We start from the raw sequence: 1319 nt of genomic DNA on the forward strand, positions 1-1319 counted from the left end.
CTGAATCGCCCCGGGATCCGAGGAGGCTAATTGGTGTAAGTCAAGCTACTGCCGCAGCCTGATTGGCGAGTTGCCGGTAATAGTTTGCCTCAGCTTCTGCAGGAGGGATGTAGCCGATGGGTCCGAGCAGGCGTTGGTGGTTGAACCAGGCCACCCACTCAAGGGTCGCCAGCTCGACAGCTTCCTTGGTTTTCCAAGGCCCTCGACGATGAATCAACTCGGCCTTGTAGAGCCCGTTGATTGTCTCGGCCAGAGCGTTGTCGTAGCTGTCCCCCTTACTGCCCACCGACGGTTCAATGCCAGCTTCGGCAAGGCGCTCGCTGTACCGAATGGACACGTATTGCGAACCGCGATCCGAGTGGTGAATCAAGCTCTTGTCAGACCCCGGCTGGCGGTCGTAGAGAGCTTGCTCAAGCGCATCGAGCACGAAGTCGGTGTGCATCGAACTACTGACCCGCCAGCCCACGATTCGCCTGGCAAATACATCGATCACAAAGGCCACGTACAGCCAGCCCTGCCAGGTTGAGACATAGGTGAAGTCAGAGACCCAGAGCTGGTTCGGCCGCTCAGCGCGGAACTGCCGGTTGACTTTATCCAGCGGGCAAGCCGCCTTGCTGTCGCTGACCGTCGTGCGCATCACCTTGCCGCGCTTGACCCCTCGCAGACCCAGGTTGCGCATCAGCCGCTCGACCGTGCAGCGTGCGACCACAGTGCCTTCACGTGCCAATTGCCGCCACACCTTCTCGGCCCCGTAGACTTGCATATTGGCCTGCCAGACGCGTTCGATCTGAGGCACCAACTCCTCGTCACGCTTGGCCCTAGCGCATCGCTTGAGCGGGTCACGTCGATGCGCCGCGCGTCTTCGATAGCACGACGGGGCGACCTGCAGCACTTTGCAGATCGGCTCGACCTCGTAGGTATCCCGGTGCTCGTCGATGAAATTCGTCAGGACTTGAGTCGGCGGTCGAGCTCCGCCTGGGCGAAAAACGCGCTGGCCAGCTTCAATATTTCGTTGGCACGGCGCAGTTCCTTGACCTCGCGTTCGAGTTCTTTGACGCGTTGGGCCTCGCCCGTGGTGACGCCAGCGCGAACACCGGTGTCAACTTCTTGGCGCTGGACCCATTCCAGCAGCGTCTTGGGCACGCAGCCGATCTTCGGCGCTATCGACTCCACGGCGGCCCATAGCGATGGGTACTGATCTCGGTGCTCTTGCACCATGCGAACGGCCCGCTCACGGACCTCAGGTGAGAACTTGTTTGTCTTCTTCATGGCTCCATCTTCTCAAAGGTTGGAGCCTCCTCAAAACCCGGGGCGATTCA

General features: G+C 60.4%; 1 protein-coding gene and 1 other annotated feature. The gene reads right to left on the reverse strand.

The window, feature by feature from the left end; genetic code table 11:
* Window positions 1-40: 40 nt before the first annotated feature.
* A protein-coding gene (locus LNV07_RS25330) for an IS3 family transposase (RefSeq protein ID WP_263573991.1) occupies window positions 41-1269 on the reverse strand; the annotation gives its coding sequence in 2 pieces (ribosomal slippage) (window positions 41-981 and window positions 981-1269; 1230 coding nt in all).
* Window positions 875-991 (reverse strand) — a sequence feature (AL1L pseudoknot). It overlaps the preceding gene by 117 nt.
* Window positions 1270-1319: the final 50 nt, after the last annotated feature.

The organism is Roseateles oligotrophus (assembly GCF_025717515.1).
GTDB classification, from domain to species: Bacteria; Pseudomonadota; Gammaproteobacteria; order Burkholderiales; family Burkholderiaceae_C; genus Paucibacter_A; species Paucibacter_A oligotrophus.